This window comes from Streptomyces xinghaiensis S187, from assembly GCF_000220705.2.
Taxonomy (GTDB): Bacteria; Actinomycetota; Actinomycetes; order Streptomycetales; family Streptomycetaceae; genus Streptomyces; species Streptomyces xinghaiensis.
This window is the reverse complement of the sequence record NZ_CP023202.1, coordinates 2,419,103-2,435,405: the sequence shown is the minus strand read 5'-3', so window position 1 is coordinate 2,435,405 and position 16,303 is coordinate 2,419,103. Positions and strand designations below refer to the sequence as shown.

General features: G+C 74.0%; 16 protein-coding genes. 8 read left to right on the top strand and 8 right to left on the bottom strand.

The features are described from left to right. Positions 1 to 36: 36 nt before the first annotated feature. The gene (locus SXIN_RS10205; RefSeq protein ID WP_019710176.1) at positions 37 to 642 is read left to right on the top strand and encodes a MarC family protein; all 606 of its coding nucleotides are present in this window, start codon (positions 37 to 39) and stop codon (positions 640 to 642) included. A 115-nt stretch (positions 643 to 757) separates the two neighbouring features. Here SXIN_RS10205 and SXIN_RS31515 read toward each other — a convergent pair whose 3' ends face one another. Next, positions 758 to 910, bottom strand: a complete 153-nt coding sequence (locus SXIN_RS31515) for a hypothetical protein (RefSeq protein ID WP_019710175.1) — start codon at positions 908 to 910, stop codon at positions 758 to 760. A 294-nt stretch (positions 911 to 1,204) separates the two neighbouring features. On the opposite strand from SXIN_RS31515, the gene SXIN_RS10195 reads away from it, so the two are divergent. Then, a complete protein-coding gene (locus tag SXIN_RS10195) occupies positions 1,205 to 2,191 on the top strand; it encodes an NYN domain-containing protein (protein ID WP_019710174.1) in 987 nt (328 codons plus the stop codon). Positions 2,192 to 2,239: 48 nt separating this feature from the next. Here SXIN_RS10195 and SXIN_RS10190 read toward each other — a convergent pair whose 3' ends face one another. Beyond that, a complete protein-coding gene (locus tag SXIN_RS10190; protein WP_095756894.1) occupies positions 2,240 to 3,193 on the bottom strand; it encodes an alpha/beta fold hydrolase in 954 nt (317 codons plus the stop codon). 120 nt (positions 3,194 to 3,313) lie between these two features. Further along, entirely contained in the window at positions 3,314 to 4,933 is a 1,620-nt protein-coding gene (locus tag SXIN_RS10185) for a DEAD/DEAH box helicase (RefSeq protein WP_238153722.1), read from the bottom strand. A 528-nt stretch (positions 4,934 to 5,461) separates the two neighbouring features. Between SXIN_RS10185 and SXIN_RS10180 the strand changes: the two genes are divergently transcribed. After that, positions 5,462 to 6,220: a ferritin-like fold-containing protein gene (locus SXIN_RS10180; protein ID WP_039822463.1), complete on the top strand. Its 759-nt coding sequence runs from the start codon at positions 5,462 to 5,464 to the stop codon at positions 6,218 to 6,220. Between the two features lie 60 nt (positions 6,221 to 6,280). On the opposite strand, the gene SXIN_RS10175 is transcribed toward SXIN_RS10180, so the two are convergent. The 4 genes from SXIN_RS10175 to SXIN_RS10160 form a co-directional block, all read right to left on the bottom strand. Then, positions 6,281 to 6,547 carry a hypothetical protein gene (locus tag SXIN_RS10175; protein WP_019710172.1) on the bottom strand — a complete coding sequence of 89 codons (267 nt, stop codon included), beginning with the start codon at positions 6,545 to 6,547 and terminating at the stop codon, positions 6,281 to 6,283. Between the two features lie 210 nt (positions 6,548 to 6,757). After that, on the bottom strand, positions 6,758 to 6,985 hold the full coding sequence (locus SXIN_RS10170) for a DUF3107 domain-containing protein (protein WP_019710171.1): 228 nt from the start codon (positions 6,983 to 6,985) through the stop codon (positions 6,758 to 6,760). A gap of 154 nt (positions 6,986 to 7,139) precedes the next feature. Continuing rightward, a complete protein-coding gene (locus SXIN_RS10165; protein WP_019710170.1) occupies positions 7,140 to 7,781 on the bottom strand; it encodes a TetR/AcrR family transcriptional regulator in 642 nt (213 codons plus the stop codon). A 206-nt stretch (positions 7,782 to 7,987) separates the two neighbouring features. Further along, positions 7,988 to 8,212 carry a hypothetical protein gene (locus tag SXIN_RS10160; protein WP_019710169.1) on the bottom strand — a complete coding sequence of 75 codons (225 nt, stop codon included), beginning with the start codon at positions 8,210 to 8,212 and terminating at the stop codon, positions 7,988 to 7,990. Between the two features lie 155 nt (positions 8,213 to 8,367). Here SXIN_RS10160 and SXIN_RS10155 point away from each other — a divergent pair, with 155 nt between their 5' ends. From SXIN_RS10155 to moeZ, 5 genes are all read left to right on the top strand, one after another. Further along, positions 8,368 to 9,339, top strand: coding sequence for an alpha/beta fold hydrolase (locus tag SXIN_RS10155; protein WP_019710168.1), 972 nt, complete (start codon positions 8,368 to 8,370; stop codon positions 9,337 to 9,339). 8 nt (positions 9,340 to 9,347) lie between these two features. After that, the gene (locus SXIN_RS10150; RefSeq protein WP_095756892.1) at positions 9,348 to 10,910 is read left to right on the top strand and encodes a DUF3152 domain-containing protein; all 1,563 of its coding nucleotides are present in this window, start codon (positions 9,348 to 9,350) and stop codon (positions 10,908 to 10,910) included. Between the two features lie 708 nt (positions 10,911 to 11,618). Next, the gene (locus tag SXIN_RS10145) at positions 11,619 to 12,572 is read left to right on the top strand and encodes an NAD-dependent epimerase/dehydratase family protein (RefSeq protein WP_095756891.1); all 954 of its coding nucleotides are present in this window, start codon (positions 11,619 to 11,621) and stop codon (positions 12,570 to 12,572) included. Next, the gene (locus SXIN_RS10140; RefSeq protein WP_095756890.1) at positions 12,560 to 13,321 is read left to right on the top strand and encodes a spherulation-specific family 4 protein; all 762 of its coding nucleotides are present in this window, start codon (positions 12,560 to 12,562) and stop codon (positions 13,319 to 13,321) included. Before SXIN_RS10145 ends, SXIN_RS10140 begins: the two co-directional genes overlap by 13 nt. A 62-nt stretch (positions 13,322 to 13,383) precedes the next feature. Continuing rightward, complete coding sequence (gene moeZ, locus SXIN_RS10135) at positions 13,384 to 14,562, top strand: adenylyltransferase/sulfurtransferase MoeZ (RefSeq protein WP_019710163.1); 1,179 nt, start codon at positions 13,384 to 13,386, stop codon at positions 14,560 to 14,562. A 96-nt stretch (positions 14,563 to 14,658) separates the two neighbouring features. Here moeZ and SXIN_RS10130 read toward each other — a convergent pair whose 3' ends face one another. Then, positions 14,659 to 16,266: an alpha/beta hydrolase gene (locus SXIN_RS10130; protein WP_095756889.1), complete on the bottom strand. Its 1,608-nt coding sequence runs from the start codon at positions 16,264 to 16,266 to the stop codon at positions 14,659 to 14,661. Positions 16,267 to 16,303: the final 37 nt, after the last annotated feature.

Below are 16,303 nucleotides of genomic sequence, written 5' to 3'. Positions count from 1 at the left end.
CCGTCTCCTCCACCCCTCCTCCCGCAAGGCGCCCCCGTGTTCGACGTCGCTCTCTTCGGTTCGGTCTTCGTCACCCTTTTCGTGATCATGGATCCGCCCGGTATCACCCCGATCTTCCTCGCCCTGACCTCCGGCCGGCCCTCCAAGGTGCAGCGCCGGATGGCCCTCCAGGCGGTGTTCGTCGCCTTCGGCGTCATCGCCGTCTTCGGGGTCTTCGGTCAGCAGATCCTCGACTACCTGCATGTCTCCGTCCCGGCGCTGATGGTCGCGGGCGGGCTTCTGCTGCTGCTCATCGCCCTCGACCTGCTGACCGGCAAGACGGACGAGCCCACGCAGACCAAGGACGTCAACGTCGCGCTCGTCCCGCTCGGGATGCCGCTGCTGGCTGGGCCCGGCGCGATCGTCACCGTCATCCTGGCGGTGCAGGAGGCGGACGGCCTGGGCGGTCAGCTCGCGGTGTGGGCGGCCATCCTGGTGATGCACGTGGTGCTGTGGCTGGTCATGCGCTACTCGCTGCTGGTCATCCGGCTGATCAAGGACGGCGGTGTGGTGCTGGTGACCAGGCTGTCCGGGATGCTGCTGTCGGCCATCGCGGTGCAGCAGATCGCCAACGGGATCATCCAGTTCGTCGAGCAGGCCTGACGCCGCCCCGGGGTTCCCGCGGCATGACCGCGCCCCCGTGCGCCGTGGCGTACGGGGGCGTGATCACCCGGCCGGTCCGGCCGGGCGCGGACGCGGGCCGGCCCGGCGGCGCGGGTTACGAGGCCGGGGTCTCGGCCGGGCGGATGTAGAGGCGGCGGCCGGTCGCGGCCGCCTGCTGCACGATCCGGTTGACGGAGGCGGCGTCCACAACGCTGCAGTCGACGGCCGAGCCGTCGATGTCGTCGAGGTGCATGATCTGGAAGCGCAAGCGCTTCTCCCTTCGTCTGATCCTCCTGCGGAGAACTGCTGGTGCGGGAACGCGGAGGCGGTCCCGCGGTGTCACGGCGGTCGTCCGGCCGTGGCGGAAGAGTGGTCGGCGGGGTGGGTCCGTCCCCGCCTCTCCCCGGTGCCAACGAGGTGCACCGTACAAACATTCCCTACGCTAACGAAATCTTTTCCCGGCCTAACCAATGCTCGGCCGGAGCCGCGGGAACCGTCCCTGGCCCTCCCCGGCCGCAGGCCGGTTGTGTCCTCCGGAGGGCCGCCCGGACAATGGAGTCCTATGGACGACGCCGCAGAGACCTCCCCGATCCCGCTCCCGCGGCCGCTCGCGGGCGCGGACCCCGCGCCGGAGCCGGACCCGGGCCCCGGGCTCGGCGAGGTCGCGGCCGGTATCCGGCGGACCAACGAACTCCTGCAGCGGGTGCTCGCCGAGGTCGCCACCACGCCCTCCACGCACGCCGTCTTCGCCGACGCCGGATACGTCTACGCGGCGGCCGGACGGCTCGTCACGGGCGTGGAGGACCGGCGGGCGTTCGATCTCGACGCCGAGGGCCTGATCGAGGCCTTCATCGACAAGGCCCGCACGATCTTCCCGGACAGCCGGCTGCTCCGCGTCTACTGGTACGACGGCGCCCGCCGCCGGATCCACACCCCCGAGCAGCAGCGGATCGCCGAACTCCCCGACGTCAAGGTCCGGCTCGGCAACCTCAACGCCAACAACCAGCAGAAGGGCGTCGACTCCCTGATCCGCGGCGATCTGGAGTCCCTCGCCCGGCACCGCGCCATCAGCGACGCCGTGCTGATCGGCGGGGACGAGGACCTCGTCTCCGCCGTGGAGGCCGCCCAGGGCTACGGCGCCCGCGTCCACCTCTGGGGCATCGAGGCGGTGGCCGGCCGCAACCAGGCCGGTCCGCTGCTCTGGGAGGTGGACAGCCAGCGCGTCTTCGACCTGGAGTTCTGCAAGCCCTATGTCACCGGCCGGGGCGCCGCGGAGCCCGCCGGCGCCCCCGTGCTCTGCGAGGGACACCCGCCCGGCCGGGAGGACGTACGGTTCGTGGGCGCCCGGATCGCCGCCCGCTGGCTGGCCGAGCGCGGCCGGGACGCCCTCGCCGAGATGCTGCCCGGCTATCCCTATCTCCCGCCCCAGGCGGACCAGGAACTGCTCAACGAGGCCGAGGAGCTGCTCCAGCACTCCCTGCGCGGCCACGCCGGTCTGCGCCGGACCCTGCGCGACGGCTTCTGGGACCATCTGCGTCCGCAGTACTGACGGCCGCCGCGGGCCGCGGCGGCCCTCCGGTCTCCGGGCGGACGGAGCTCAGCCCCCGGACCCGCCCCCGGCCGCCGCCCAGAACCGCGCCAGCGCCCGTGCCGTCTCCTGCGGGCGTTCGGCGTTCGGCGAGTGCTCCGCGCCCTCGATGACGGTGCGCCGCGCGCCCAGCCGTACCGCCATCTCCTCCATCAGCGCCACCGGCCAGGCGTAGTCGACCGTGCCCGACAGCACGTGGATCGGCAGCGGTACGGCGGCCAGCTCCGCCACCCGGTCCGGCTCGGCGATCAACTGCCGCCCGGTGGCGATCAGTTGCTCCGGCACCGTGGCCATCCAGCGGCGGTGCAGAAACGCCGCCGTGGCGTCGGGGACCTCCGGGGCGTCCGCGATGTCGGCCACCTCCGGGGTGCCCGCAGCGCCGTTCCCGACCCCGGCGGCCGCCCGGGCGTCCGACTCCCGCATGGCCTGCCAGACCGACGCCATGTCCATCACCCGCAGGGCGTCGACCAGCTGCTTGGTCCGGGCCTGCTGCGCCGGCGCGACCGCCGCCGGGCCGGAGCTCATCAGCGTCAGGGAGGTGAAGGGCGCCGGGTCCAGCAGCACGGCGGCCCGGCCGAGCAGCCCGCCGAGCGAGTGCCCCAGCAGATGCAGGGGACCGGCCGGTGCGGCCCCGGGCGTCTCCGCCCGCACCGCCGCGGCCTGGGCGAGTATGTCCCGGGCCAGCTCGGCCTGTGCGTAGGCGGACTCCTCGCGCGGGCCCCCGCTCTCGTGCTGCCCCCGCCCGTCCACCGCGACCACCCGGAAACCGGCCAGCGCCAGCGGCTCCAGCAGCGCGATGAAGTCCTCCTTGCTGCCCGTGTAGCCGGGAATCAGAAGGGCGGTGCCCCGGGGCGCCGTGCCCGCGGGCGGTACGGCCTCGTGCACGGCGAAGTCGCCGCGCGCGGTGGGAAGACGGCGGGCCCGGGCGCACGCGGGCAGGGTGAGGAACGGCGGCCTGCTCATGGGCCCGAGGCTATCGGTCCGCACCGACGGCGAGGGAACGGCCGCCGCCCCCGGGCAGCCGGACGGCCCGGTTCCCCGCCGAGCGGAGGACCGGGCCGTGGGGCCGTGCGGTGGTGCGGGTCAGCTCTCCGGGGGAGCCTCGGCGGAGGCGGACGAACCGGCGCGGGTGCGACGGCGGCGTCGGGCCGGCTTGGCCTCGCCGCCGCCCGGGCCCTCGCCGTGGCCCTGCGACGGTTCCCGCTGCGCCTCCGGGGCCGCGGCCGCGGCCTCCGGCTTGGCCGCGGCGCCCGAACGGGTGCGACGGCGGCGGCGCGGGGTCCGCGGGGCGGTGGCGTCGGCGCCGTCCGCAGCGGAACCGGAGGCTCCGCCCGGGGCCGCGCCCTCGGCCGTGGCGACGGCCTGCTCCGCGGCGCCGCTCTCGCCGGCCAGCGGCTCGCCGGCCCGGGTGCGGCGGCGGGCGCGCGGAGTGCGGGTGCGCCGCGGGCGCTCCTCCTCCTTGGCCGCCGGGGCCCCGCCGCGTCCGCCGGTGGAGCGGCGGCCGCGGCCACCGGTCTCACCGAGGTCCTCGATCTCCTCGGCGCCGAGACCGGCACGGGTCCGCTCGGCCCGCGGCAGGACGCCGGTGGTGCCCTCCGGGATGTTCAGCTGCTCGTACAGGTGCTCGGAGGTGGAGTAGGTCTCCTCCGGGTCGTCGAACGGCAGGTCCAGCGCCTTGTTGATCAGCTTCCAGCGCGGGATGTCGTCCCAGTCGACGAGGGTGACGGCGATGCCCGACTTGCCCGCGCGGCCGGTGCGGCCGATGCGGTGCAGGTAGGTCTTCTCGTCCTCCGGCGACTGGTAGTTGATGACGTGGGTGACGTTCTCGACGTCGATACCGCGCGCGGCGACGTCGGTGCAGACCAGCACATCGACCTTGCCGTTGCGGAAGGCGCGCAGCGCCTGCTCGCGCGCTCCCTGGCCGAGGTCTCCGTGGACGGCGCCGGAGGCGAAGCCCCGGCGGGCGAGCTGGTCGGCGATGTCGGCGGCCGTCCGCTTGGTGCGGCAGAAGATCATCGTGAGCCCGCGGCCCTCGGCCTGGAGGATGCGGGAGACCATCTCCGGCTTGTCCATGGAGTGCGCGCGGTAGACGAACTGCTCGGTGTTGGCCACCGTCTGGCCCGCGTCGTCCGGGGTGGTCGCGCTGATGTGCGTGGGCTGCGACATGTAGCGCCGGGCGAGGGAGATGACCTGCCCGGGCATGGTGGCCGAGAAGAGCATGGTCTGCCGCTTGGCCGGCAGCAGCTGGATGATCCGCTCCACGTCCGGCAGGAAGCCCAGGTCGAGCATCTCGTCGGCCTCGTCGAGGACGAGCACGCGGACGGCGGAGAGGTCCAGCTTCCGCTGGCCCGCCAGGTCGAGCAGCCGGCCCGGGGTGCCGACGACGACGTCGACGCCCTTCTTGAGCGCCTCGACCTGCGGCTCGTACGCGCGGCCGCCGTAGATGGCGACGACGCGCACGTTGCGGACCTTGCCCGCGGTGAGCAGGTCGTTGGTGACCTGCTGGCACAGCTCGCGGGTGGGGACGACCACGAGCGCCTGCGGGGCGTCGGTCAGCTGCCCGGCCCCGGCACGGCCGGCCTCGACGTCGGCGGGGACGGTCACGCGCTCCAGGATCGGCAGGCCGAAGCCGAGCGTCTTGCCGGTGCCGGTCTTGGCCTGGCCGATGACGTCGGATCCGGAGAGCGCGACGGGGAGGGTCATCTCCTGGATCGGAAAGGGGGACGTGATGCCGACGGCCTCAAGGGCCTCGGCGGTCTCGGGAAGGATCCCGATGTCTCGGAACGTAGTCAGGGTCTTGCCTCTTCTGTGAGACGCGACACGAGGCGGCGGAGGGGGTCAGTACCGCGCCGGTTCATCGGCCGGTCACCAGGACCTGCCGGACAGTGCGGGACCACTGCCTCCGCATCACGCGCTCGCGTCACGAGCGGTTCCCTCATGTGCGGTCCGTACGGTGGTACGCACCGCGGGAGGGCGGTCGGGGTTGGAAGCCGATCGGCCAACCGACCGGGCATCCGCTGGGGTGCTGAGGGATGTGCCTCAGGTGACTCCACATGCGACGGACTCCTGGGGGAGGACTCCACGTGCTCCACATGCGACGGACCCGCCGGTATTCGGCGGGCGCAATACCACTGTACCCCGGAATCGCGCATTTGTATTGGGTCCTTCTCGCTCCCGGGCCGTACGGGAGGGGTCGGCCGGCCCCTCCCGGGCCGCCACGGGCGGACTATTGTGCGCTGCATGGAGACGCCCGACGAGACCCCCGACGCAACCACCGACCCTGCCGAGCAGCACACCGGGATCGCCGCCCAGAACTGGGCCGAGGCATCCGCCGACCCGCAGTACCGGGCGGCCGTGGTGGATCTGCTGGGCGCCCTGGCGTACGGCGAGCTCGCCGCCTTCGAGCGGCTGGCCGAGGACGCCAAGATGGCGCCCACCCTGGAGGACAAGGCGGAGCTGGCGAAGATGGCCTCCGCCGAGTTCCACCACTTCGAGCGGCTGCGGGACCGGCTGAGCGCGATCGACGCGGAGCCGAAGACGGCCATGGAGCCCTTCGCCGCGGCCCTGGACGGCTTCCACCGCCAGACCGCCCCCTCGGACTGGCTGGAGGGCCTGGTCAAGGCGTACGTCGGCGACTCCATCGCCAGTGACTTCTACCGGGAGGTGGCCGTCCGGCTGGACTCCGACACCCGGGACCTGATGCTGCAGGTCCTCGACGACACCGGGCACGCGAGTTTCGCGGTGGAGCGGGTGCGGGCCGCCATCGAGGCCGAGCCGCGGGTCGGCGGGCGGCTGGCGCTCTGGGCGCGGCGGCTGATGGGCGAGGCGCTCAGCCAGGCGCAGCGGGTGGTCGCGGAGCGGGACGCGCTCTCCACGATGCTGGTCGGCGGTCTCGCGGACGGCTTCGACCTCGCCGAGGTGGGGCGGATGTTCTCCCGGATCACGGAGGCGCACACGAAGCGGATGGCGGCGCTGGGTCTCGCCGCCTGAGGCCGCGCGGGCGCGGGGGCCGGGCAGGCCGGGGGCGGGCGGTCGGTTCGGGCGGGACCGTCAGGCCGCGGCCGACCGGCGCATCCGCCCCGGCCTGCGGACCAGCAGCGACAGCAGCGCGGCGGCGACCACGAGGGCCCCGGTCAGGCTCGCGAGGGCGTGGTCCGGCCCCACCACCGTGCGCGTGATGAGGCAGCCGAACAGGGCGGCGACGGGGCCGGTGGCGTACACCAGCGGCGAGGCCGGGAGCCGGCCGGACAGCCACCGCACCCCGGCGGAGGCGACGGCCAGGCCGATCAGAACCGATCCCAGGGCTTCCCACAGCATCGCAGCGTCCCTCCCGTTTCCGTGGCCGGCGGACGGCGCGGCGCCGGCCCCTGCTGCGTCGTACCCCGCGCCTCCGGACGGTAATCCTCCGGGTCCGGTGGGTGGTTCCGGTGGCTCCGGCCGGGCCCCGGTACGCGGACGCGCGGCGGCCCGGTGGTCCGCGGACCACCGGGCCGCCGCGCGTGCGGTGTGCTGCGGGTCTGTCCCGGTCTACAGGGCGCCGAAGCCGACCTTGCGGACCGCCTGCTCGCCGATCTCCACATAGGCGAGCTTCTCGGACGGCACCAGAACCTTGCGGCCGTGCTCGTCGACCAGGGTCAGCAGCTGTGCCTTGCCGGCGAGCGCGTCCGCCACCGCACGCTCGACCTCGTCGGCAGTCTGCGCGCTCTCGAGAACGATCTCCCGAGGCGTGTGCTGCACGCCGATCTTGACCTCCACGGCTATGTCCCTCCGACGTTTTCGATTTCCCCGGCGAACGGGCCCGGGGAAGGATGCGCGGCCTGCCGCGCCGTACGCAGGCAAGATTAGCCCCGTCCGGGACCCGTACCCGTGTACGGCCGCACGCTTGCGGCGAACACGGGACGGCGCCGGATCAGTCCTGCTGGTTCGAGCCGTGCAGCGGGAAGCCGGCGATACCGCGCCAGGAGAGCGAGGAGATCAGCTTGGCCGCGGCGTCGCGCGGCACCTGCTGGCCCGAGGCGAGCCAGTAGCGGGCGGTGATCTGGGCCATGCCGCACATGCCGACGGCGAGCAGCATCGCTTCCTCGGAGGGCAGGTCGGTGTCCTCGGCGATCACTTCGCTGACGGCCTTGGCGCTCTCCAGGCTGACGCGCTCGACGCGCTCGGCGACGGCCGGCTCGTTGGTGAGGTCCGACTCGAAGACCAGACGGAAGGCGCCGCCCTTGTTCTCGACGTACGCGAAGTAGGCGTCGATGGTGGCCGCGACGCGCAGCTTGTTGTCGGAGGTGGAGGCCAGAGCCGTGCGGACGGCGTCCAGGAGGGCGTCGCAGTGCTGGTCCAGCAGGGCGAGGTAGAGATCGAGCTTGCCGGGGAAGTGCTGGTAGAGCACCGGCTTGCTGACCCCCGCGCGCTCGGCGATGTCGTCCATCGCCGCGGCGTGGTACCCCTGGGCCACGAAGACCTCCTGGGCGGCCCCCAGGAGCTGGTTGCGACGGGCTCGGCGCGGCAGGCGCGTGCCCCGCGGGCGCGCCTCGGTCTGCTCGATGGCTGTCACGCCGCCTCCCAAGAATCGTTCCGTGCACGGTGAGCACCGCGCCGCCATCGTACTTTCGGGTAACCCGGCTGTGCGCGGTGCCGACCGACAATTTCACCGACCGGACAGGGCATTGCGGAGAAAAGGGGCGAACCGCCCCGGTGGCCGGCCGGCTCCCGGCTCCGGCGCCCTCCGTTCCCGGCCCCCGGGTGCGGCCACCGGCCGGCTCAGCGGTAGTCCTCCTCGTCGATCTCCACCACCCGGGCCTGTTCCACGGCGTCGGCCGGGTTGGCGGAGTCGGGGACGTGGTCGGGCAGCGGGGCGTCCTCCTGCTCCAGGAGTTCGGCGCGCTGTTCGGCGGCGTCCGCCTCGGGGGTCTCGATGTCGGGCTCCTCCTCGCCGGGGCCGGTCTCGTCCTCGAAGGTGTCCGGTTCTGTGGGATCTGCTGACATGCGTGCTTCCCTTTCCAGGCCGAGCGCTCTTACACCGAACCCGGGCTCTCCGTACCGAGCCTAGGAGCAGCGGCGGTCCCCCGCTATGCGGGCCCGGCGCGGTCTGTGACGGCGGACACACGGGAGGGGGTGTGATCGTCTCGTAACATTGCGGCATGTCGTCGACCGAACTGCCGTGGGCCCGCGCCGCGGCCGAGGTGACCGGGGCGCACGGGGCCGCGGTCGTCCCCGGTGAGGAACTGCGGACCGTCGCCCTGCCCGGACTGACCCTCGCCGTCCGTACCCGGCCGCCCGCGCGCGAAGGGCTGCCGCCCGCGCTGTACGTCCACGGCCTCGGCGGCTCCTCCGCCAACTGGTCCGCGCTGATGCGGGAGTTGACGGGGCATCTGGACGCGGAGGCGGTGGACCTCCCGGGCTTCGGTTTCTCCCCGCCGCCCGACGACGGCAACTACTCGATATCCGGGCACGCCCGCGCCGTCATACGGCTGCTGGAGGCCTCCCGCCGCGGCCCCGTCCATCTGTTCGGGAACTCCCTCGGAGGAGCCGTTGTCACCCGCGTCGCGGCGGTCCGTCCCGACCTGGTGCGCACCCTCACGCTCGTCTCGCCCGCGCTGCCCGAGCGGCGACCCCAGCTCTCCGCCGTCCCGACCGGACTGCTCGCGGTGCCCGGCGCGGCCGCCCTGTTCAGCCGCGTGACCAGGGACTGGACCGCCGAGCGGCGCACCCGCGAAGTGCTCACGCTCTGCTACGGAGATCCGGCGCGCGTGGACACCGACGGATTCCGCGCCGCCGTCGCGGAGTACGAGCGGCGCCTCGGACTGCCGTATTTCTGGGACGTGATGACACGCTCGGCCCGGGGTGTGGTGGACGCGTACACCCTCGGCGGGCAACACTCTCTGTGGCGGCAGGCCGAGCGGGTGCTCGCACCGACCCTGCTCGTCTACGGCGGTCGCGACCGGCTCGTATCCTTCCGGATGGCCCGCCGGGCGTCCTCGGCCTTCCGCGACTCCCGGCTTCTCGCTCTGCCGGAGGCCGGACACGTAGCGATGATGGAATACCCGGAGGCGGTGGCGCGGGCCTTCCGCGAACTGCTGCACGAGACGACCGCTGATGCGGGCAGGAGCTGAAGCGACGCGTGGGACGTCATAGCCGTCGGAGCCGCACCGAGCCGGCCGCGGACACCGGATCCCCCGGGCCGGACGCGCCGGCCGCCACCGGAAACCCCGGCGCTCCCGGCGCGGGCCGGCGCGGGCCGGCCGCGGCGACGGCTCCCGGCGCACCGTACGAGCGTCCCCGGGCGCCCGGGGCGCCGCGGCCGCAGGACGGCCCGTACGGCACGCCTCCGCAGGGCACTCCGGCGCGGGGCACCCAGGCGTACGGCACCCCGCCCCGGGGCACGCCCGCCTACGGCACGCCCCCGCACGGGACGCCCGTCCACGGGACGCCCGCCCACGGCACTCCGGCGTTCGGCACCCCGCCGCACGGCTTTCCCGCCCACGGGACACCGCCGCACGGCACGCCCCGGGTCCGCGGCGGGCACCCCCAGCAGTACGAGGCCGGCGGCGGATGGGGTGCCGCGAGCGCGCGCCCGGCGCCGTACGCCACGGGTGTCGCCCCGCCGCTGCAGCCGGCGTCCGGAACCGTGCCGAGGCCCCGGCAGGACTTCGTCGAGGCGTTCGACGACGGGGTGTTCCCGGCCCGTACCCCCGCGCCGCCCGCCCGGCCGCGGCCCGGTGGTCCGGACGGCGGCCGCGGCCGGGGACCCGAGCCCTCGGCGGCGGGCGGCGAACCGCCGGAGGACGGCGACGGGGGCGGCCCGGGGGGCATGGGCGGCGACGACCCCGACCGCCAGGCCCGCCACTCCGGGACCGGTGACGCCGTGGAGAAGGGCGGCAGGGGCCGCGCCTTCACCGGGGTCGCGGCGGCCGCCGTGACGACCGTGCTGGCGATCGTCGTGGCGGGACAGGTCGCCGACGGCGGTCCGAGCAGCGATGCCGCCCCGGTGCTCGGCGGCGGACAGCGTGACGACGGCGCGGGGCTCTCCCGCTCCGACGACCGCAAGGCGGCGGAACAGCCCGGCGGCGTGGTCCGGAAGCCGCAACGGCTTTCGTACACGGACCGGTTGGCGCGCAAGGACACCCTCGACCCGCAGCTCTCCGGCCCCGGCGCCTTCCGGACCGTCGGCAGCCCCGCGGAGGGCACCGGCAAGGGCCAGGTGGTGCGCTACCGCGTCGACGTCGAGAAGGATCTCCCGCTGGACGGCGACCTCTTCGCCGAGGCCGTCCACCGCACCCTCAACGACGAGCGGAGCTGGTCCCGGGGCGGGGCCCGCACCTTCGACCGGGTGACCGGCGCCGACGCGGACTTCGTGATCACGCTGGCCAGCCCCGGGACGACCGGGGTCTGGTGCGCCAAGTCCGGACTCGACACCACCGTGGACAACGTTTCCTGCGACTCGGCGTCCACCCCGCGGGTGCTGATCAACGCCTACCGCTGGGCGCAGGGGGCGAAGACCTTCGGCGACGACATCGCCGGGTACCGCCAGATGCTGATCAACCACGAGGTGGGCCACCGGCTCGGCCTGAACCACCGGTCCTGCACCGCGCAGGGCGCGTTGGCGCCGGTGATGATGCAGCAGACCAAATCGCTCTCCTCGGCCGGCATCACCTGCCGGCCGAACGCCTGGCCGTTCCCGTAGCCTCCGGGCCGCCCCGGGCCCCGGGTGCTGCTCCACGGGCGTGCGGCGGGCCGGGTGAGGCCCGGTGACAGCCGCCCGGCGCCGGGGCGGATGATCATGCAACGCCTCCGGGCCTGAAAAGTCACGAGCATTCACCCCTTTTGGTGGTGCTGCGGACAACCGTCCGTCGGGCCGCCCGGCGGCCTCGTACGGTCGTCCCGCTGTCCGCCGGACGGCCTGTGCGGAGACAGGTGGTGCACTCGTGCGCGTTGACATATTTACGGAACGTGTGGGTCCGTATGCGAACCGTGAGGCAGAGGTGTCCCGGGGCGCCGGGGATTCGCCGGGCGCGGGTTGTGCCGCGGCCCCCTCCGCGGGCCTCCGCGGCAGGGTCTCCCGGGCGGAGGCGGAACGTTCCGCTCCCACCGCCGGCCGCCCCCCGCCGCGGGACCTCCGCCCCGCGCACCGGATGCGCTGATCCCCGGCGGACCGTCAACGGCCGGAGAACACCACCGGCTCCCTCCCGTCCACCCGCCGCGACCCCCCGCCGCGGCGTCACCCGGCGGCCCCCATCCCGGCCGTCCCGCCGGTTCCCGCACGGGAACCGGGCTCCGCCCTTCCCGAATCGCAAGGAGAACGAGACATGACGTCACGCGACTTCCGTACCGGCGCCCCGGGTCCGTCCCGCCGCACCGGCGACCTCGCCGGCCGGAAGCGGGAGGGCGGGCGATGAGGGTGCTGCTGATCGGCGCCAACGGCTTCATCGGACGGCATGTCGCCGAACGGCTGCTCGCGGACCCGGCCGCGCAGCTCACCGCGCTCGGCCGGGGCGACGACGCCGACGTCCGCTTCGACCTGGCCGGCGGCAGCCCCGGCGCGCTGGCCCGCTTCCTGGACGCGGTGCACCCCGGTGTGGTCGTCAACTGCGCGGGAACCACCCGCGGCGGTGCCCGGGAGCTGACCCGGCACAACACCGTCGCCGTGGCGACGATCTGCGAGGCCCTGCGCCGTAGCCGCTGCGGCGCGCGGCTGGTGCAGGTGGGCTGCGCCTCGGAGTACGGGCCCGCGCAATCCGGCTCCTCCACGGCCGAGGACGCGATGCCGCGCCCCGGCGGGCCGTACGGCGTGAGCAAGCTGGCGGCGACCGAGCTGGTCCTCGGCTCGGACCTGGACGCCGTGGTGCTGCGGGTGTTCTCACCGGCCGGGCCCGGTACGCCGGCGGGTTCGCCGCTCGGCCGGCTGGCCGAGGCCATGCGGCGCGCCCTGCAGTCGGGCGACACCGAACTCAGGGTCGGCGGCCTCGGCGTGCAGCGCGACTTCGTGGACGTACGGGACGTGGCGCGCGCGGTGCACGCGGCCTCCCTGTCGGCCGCCCAGGGCGTCGTCAACATCGGGACCGGACGAGCCGTGCGGCTGCGGGACGTGGCCGGAGTGCTCGCGCGGGTGGCCGGATTCGGCGGGGCTGTCCGCGAGCTGGACATCGCGTCTCAGCGCGGGCCCGGCGGAGGCGGGACGGGGGAGCAGCAGCCGCCCCAGCCGGCCCCGCATCCGTACCCCGACGGCTGCGGCGCCTGGCAGCAGGCGGACGTGCGCACCGCCCGCGACCGCCTCGGCTGGCGGCCCCGGATCGGTCTGGAGGAGTCGCTGGCCGACATCTGGATGGAGGCGGCATGTCGTCTCTGACCCGGAGCGGCCCCCGCCGGGGGGTGGGAGCGGCGGCGGCCGCCCGGCCGGGCGTCGGCGTGCCCGGCTGCGCGCATCCGCTGCTCGCCCCCGTGGAGTGGGCGGCTCTCACCCGTCCGCACACCCCGCTGGACTGGGCGGTCCTCGACGTCGCGCGCGGGCCGGGCGTGCTGCCCGACCCGCGCTGCCTGGAGGCGGCCGGACGGCTGCGGAACGGCGGGGTGCGGGTCCTCGGCCTGCTGGACCTGGGCCACGGCACCCGGCCGTTCGGCGAGATCGTCCGGGACGCGCGGCGTTTCACCGAGTGGTACCGGACGGACGGCTTCTATCTGCGCCGCTGCCCGGGCCGGTACGCCGCCCTCGACGGGGTCCGCCGCCTCGCGGACGCCCTGCTGGCGCTGCGGCAGGACGCGCGTCTGGTGCTGGAGCACGGGCTGCACCCGGACCCCGGCTTCGCCGAGATCCCGGGCTGCCAGCTGGTGACCTTCGCCGGGCCGTGGGCGGAGTACCGCTGGTCACAGGCGCCCGAGTGGACGGCGGAGTACCCTCCGGAGCGGTTCTGCCACCTGGTCCACTGCCTGCCGCGCGGCCATCTGGAGCAGGCGCTGCGGACCGCCCGCTGGCTGGGGGCCGGGACCGTCTACTTCACGGACCGGACCGACCGCGGCGACGGCGGGGGACCCTGGGAGGCGCTGCCCGGGTACTGGGACGAATTCGTCTCGCGGATCGGAACGCGTGTCTCGGAATGAGAAGGGGCGTGGCAGTGTTACGGAGAGAACCAACTGTCCTCTTAACGACCAACGGAGTCCCCGTGTCGCTGCCACCCCTGGTCGAGCCGGCCGCCGAGCTCACCGTCGACGAGGTCCGCAGGTACTCCCGCCACCTGATCATCCCGGATGTCGGGATGGACGGGCAGAAGCGGCTCAAGAACGCCAAGGTGCTGGCCGTCGGGGCCGGAGGGCTGGGCTCGCCGACCCTGATGTACCTCGCCGCCGCGGGCGTGGGCACCCTCGGCATCGTCGAGTTCGACGAGGTGGACGAGTCCAACCTGCAGCGCCAGGTCATCCACAGCCAGGCCGACATCGGCCGGCCCAAGGCGGAGTCCGCCCGGGACACCATCCTGGGCATCAACCCCTACGTCGACGTCCGGATCCACGCGGAGCGGCTGGACAGCTCCAATGTGATGGAGATCTTCGCCGAGTACGACCTGATCGTGGACGGCACGGACAACTTCGCCACCCGCTACCTGGTGAACGACGCCTGCGTGCTGCTGAACAAGCCGTACGTCTGGGGTTCGATCTACCGCTTCGACGGCCAGGCCTCGGTCTTCTGGAGCGAGCACGGGCCGTGCTACCGCTGCCTCTACCCGGAGCCCCCGCCGCCGGGCATGGTCCCGTCCTGCGCCGAGGGCGGCGTGCTCGGCGTGCTCTGCGCGTCGATCGGGTCGATCCAGACCAATGAGGCGATCAAGCTGCTGGCCGGCATCGGCGAGCCGCTGCTCGGCCGGCTGATGATCTATGACGCCCTGGAGATGACGTACCGGCAGGTCAAGGTCCGCAAGGACCCGAACTGCGCGGTCTGCGGCGAGAACCCGACCGTCACCGAGCTCATCGACTACGAGGCCTTCTGCGGTGTCGTCTCCGAGGAGGCGCAGGAGGCGGCGGCGGGCTCCACGATCACTCCGGCGCAGCTCAAGGAGTGGATCGACAGCGATGAGAAGATCGACATCATCGACGTCCGGGAGCCCAACGAGTACGAGATCGTCTCGATCCCCGGCGCGCGGCTGATCCCCAAGAACGAGTTCCTGATGGGCACCGCCCTCCAGGACCTGCCCCAGGACCGGAAGATCGTCTTGCACTGCAAGACGGGTGTCCGCTCCGCGGAAGTCCTCGCGGTCCTGAAGAACGCGGGCTTCTCGGACGCCGTCCACGTCGGCGGCGGCGTGATCGGCTGGGTCCACCAGATAGAGCCGGACAAGCCGGTCTACTGACCGGCGGTGCCGGCGGCCCGGCCGGCACGGGTCCGCGGAAGGCCCCTCGCGCACCGCTCGGTGCGACGGGGGGTCTTCCGCTTGTCCGCGCGGGGCTCAGGAGCAGGTCGTGCCGTCCTCGGGGACCTCGCCGTCGAGGAAGTAGGCGTCGACGGTTTTCTTCATGCAGGCGTTCCCCGAGCTGTAGGCGCCGTGGCCCTCGCCCTCGTACGTCAGATGGATGCCCACGCCCTCGCCGAGCCCGTCGGCCATGATCTTCGCGCCCTCGTAGGGAGTCGCCGGGTCGCCGGTGGTGCCGATCACCAGGATCGGATCGGCGCCCTCCGCGCTCACCTCCGGGCGGCCCGCGTCCTCCCGCACCGGCCAGCCGGCGCACCAGCCGGCCAGGTCCCAGGCCAGGAACTCCCCGAAGACCGGGGAGAGTTCGCGGAACTCCGGCAGGAGGTCCCGGGCCTCGCCGAGACTCATCCGGTCGGCGGAGTCGGCACAGGATATGGCCCGCTGGGAGTGGCTCTGGCTGCTGTACCGGCCGTTCTCGTCCCGGTCGTTGTAGGCGTCGGCCAGGGCGAGCAGCCGGCTGCCGGTGCCCGCTTCGAACGCTTCCCGCAGGGCGCCGGTCAGCTGTTCCCACAACTGCTCGGTGTAGAGGGCGCGGACGATGCCGGTGCGGGCCAGCGACTCGGTCAGCTCGCGTCCGCCGGAGGCCGGCAGCGGATCGCGGTCCAGCCGGCGCAGCAGTCCGGCGATCTTCTCGGCACCGGCCGCCGGATCGCCGCCGGCCGGGCAGGCCGCGCCCTGTGCGGCGCAGTCGGCGAGGTAGTTGTCCAGCGCCCGCTGGAAGCCGGTGGTCTGGTTGCGCGCGTGCCGCACGTCGTCCGCGGAGGGGTCGCTCACCGCGTCGAGCACCAGCCGCCCCACCCGCCGCGGGAAGAGGTGGGCGTAGACGGCGCCGAGCCGGGTTCCATAGGAGAAGCCGAGGTAGTGGAGCTTGTCGTCACCGAGGACCGCGCGGAGCAGGTCCAGGTCGCGGGCGGCGCTCTCGGTGCCGACGTGGGGCAGCACCGCGCCGGACCGGCGCTCGCAGCCGGCCGCGAAGTCCTTGGCGTCGGCCAGGAACGCCTTCTCCTCCGCCGCGTCGTCCGGCGTGTGGTCGAGCCGGGACGCTGCGGCCTCCATCGCCTCGCTGTCCCGGCAGACCACTCCGGAACTCCCGGCGACGCCGCGCGGGTCGAAGCCCACCAGGTCGTACCGGGAGTTCAGGTCGTCGAAGACGGTGCCCCAGCCGGGGAGGCTGGCCACCCCGGAGTTGCCGGGGCCGCCGAAGTTGAGCAGGAGTGAGCCGATCCGCTCCCCTCGGCCGGTGGCCCGGGCTCGGATCAGGGCGATGCCGAGGGTGTCGCCGTCCGGGTCGGCGTAGTCCAGCGGTGCCTCGACCGTGGCGCACTGCCAGCGGGCCCCGGGGGCCCGGCCCGTGGAGCCGAGCGCCGCGGCCGGTGCCCCGCACTCCTTCCAGCGCGGCTTCTGGCCGGTCAACGCGGCGGGCAGGGCGGGCGGTTCCCCGCCGTCCGCGCCGGGGGAGGCGGACACGGCGGCCTTCCCCGGCGCGCTCTCCTTCCCCTTCTCCTTGTCCCCGCACGCGGCCGTGGTGGCGGCCAGCAGCAGCGCGACGGCGGCCAGCGCCCCGGCCCGGACGGTTCTGGACATGTGGGCTCCACTTCGCCTGGCAACCGTCGGCTCGGGG

Excerpts from the sequence above, each read along its gene's own strand:
- SXIN_RS10195 (WP_019710174.1), top strand. The coding sequence starts at position 1,205 with ATGGACGACGCCGCAGAGACCTCCCCGATCCCGCTCCCGCGGCCGCTC.
- SXIN_RS10190 (WP_095756894.1), bottom strand. The coding sequence starts at position 3,193 with ATGAGCAGGCCGCCGTTCCTCACCCTGCCCGCGTGCGCCCGGGCCCGC.
- SXIN_RS10185 (WP_238153722.1), bottom strand. The coding sequence starts at position 4,933 with ATGACCCTCCCCGTCGCGCTCTCCGGATCCGACGTCATCGGCCAGGCC.
- SXIN_RS10175 (WP_019710172.1), bottom strand. The coding sequence starts at position 6,547 with ATGCTGTGGGAAGCCCTGGGATCGGTTCTGATCGGCCTGGCCGTCGCC.
- SXIN_RS10160 (WP_019710169.1), bottom strand. The coding sequence starts at position 8,212 with ATGTCAGCAGATCCCACAGAACCGGACACCTTCGAGGACGAGACCGGC.
- SXIN_RS10155 (WP_019710168.1), top strand. The coding sequence starts at position 8,368 with ATGTCGTCGACCGAACTGCCGTGGGCCCGCGCCGCGGCCGAGGTGACC.
- SXIN_RS10145 (WP_095756891.1), top strand. The coding sequence starts at position 11,619 with ATGAGGGTGCTGCTGATCGGCGCCAACGGCTTCATCGGACGGCATGTC.
- SXIN_RS10140 (WP_095756890.1), top strand. The coding sequence starts at position 12,560 with ATGTCGTCTCTGACCCGGAGCGGCCCCCGCCGGGGGGTGGGAGCGGCG.
- SXIN_RS10130 (WP_095756889.1), bottom strand. The coding sequence starts at position 16,266 with ATGTCCAGAACCGTCCGGGCCGGGGCGCTGGCCGCCGTCGCGCTGCTG.